Raw genomic sequence first — 822 nt, 5'->3', positions numbered from 1 at the left:
TCAAGCGCTCCGCGCTGACGGGGGGCATGATGAGCAATCTTTTCTGGCTGACGGACGAGCAGATGGAGCGGCTGAAGCCGTTCTTTCCCAAGAGCCACGGCAAGCCGCGGGTCGATGACCGACGCGTGTTGAGCGGGATAATATTCATCAATCGTAATGGCTTGCGGTGGTGCGATGCGCCGAGGGAATATGGTCCGGCGAAGACGCTATACAACCGATGGAAGCGGTGGGGCGACATGGGGGTCTTTGCCAGGATGATGGAGGGGCTGGCCTCCGAAGGCGGCGAGGAGAAGGTCGTGATGATCGACGCGACGTATCTCAAGGCGCATCGCACGGCTTCAAGCCTGCGGGTCAAAAAAGGGGGCCCGACGACAAGCGCGGGCGTCTGATCGGCCGGACAAAGGGCGGCTTGAACACCAAGCTGCACGCCGTGACGGATTCAAAAGGCCGCCCCATCCGCTTCTTCATGACCGCGGGCCAGGTCAGCGACTACACCGGCGCAGCGGCCCTGTTGAGCAGCCTGCCCGCCGCAGAATGGCTGATCGCCGACCGCGGCTATGATGCCGACTGGTTCCGCGATGCGTTGAAAGACAAGGGGATACGCCCCTGCATCCCGGGCCGGAAGTCACGCGGCGCGGCCGTCCGCTACGACAAGCGCCGATACAAGCGGCGCAACCGGATCGAGATCATGTTCGGCAGGCTGAAGGACTGGCGCCGTATCGCCACACGCTATGACAGATGCGCCACGACCTTCCTCTCCGCCGTCGCTCTCGCCGCAACCGTCATCTTCTGGCTTTGAAAATCAATGAGTCTGGAGCCTAA

The 822-nt window shown here is 62.4% G+C and carries 1 protein-coding gene; it reads left to right on the top strand.

Annotated elements, in window-relative coordinates:
• Window positions 1-29 precede the first annotated feature (29 nt).
• Window positions 30-799, top strand: a protein-coding gene (locus tag ACFSGJ_RS17130) for an IS5 family transposase (RefSeq protein WP_390264661.1) whose coding sequence is annotated in 2 segments (ribosomal slippage) — window positions 30-366 and window positions 366-799 — 771 coding nt in all. Because the reading frame shifts where the segments join, the coding sequence is not laid out codon by codon here.
• Window positions 800-822: the final 23 nt, after the last annotated feature.

The sequence above is a fragment of the Halodurantibacterium flavum genome, from assembly GCF_042681825.1.
GTDB classification, from domain to species: Bacteria; Pseudomonadota; Alphaproteobacteria; order Rhodobacterales; family Rhodobacteraceae; genus Halodurantibacterium; species Halodurantibacterium flavum.
Note: the sequence above shows the minus strand (reverse complement) of the source record. Positions and strands in the feature narration are given on the sequence as shown.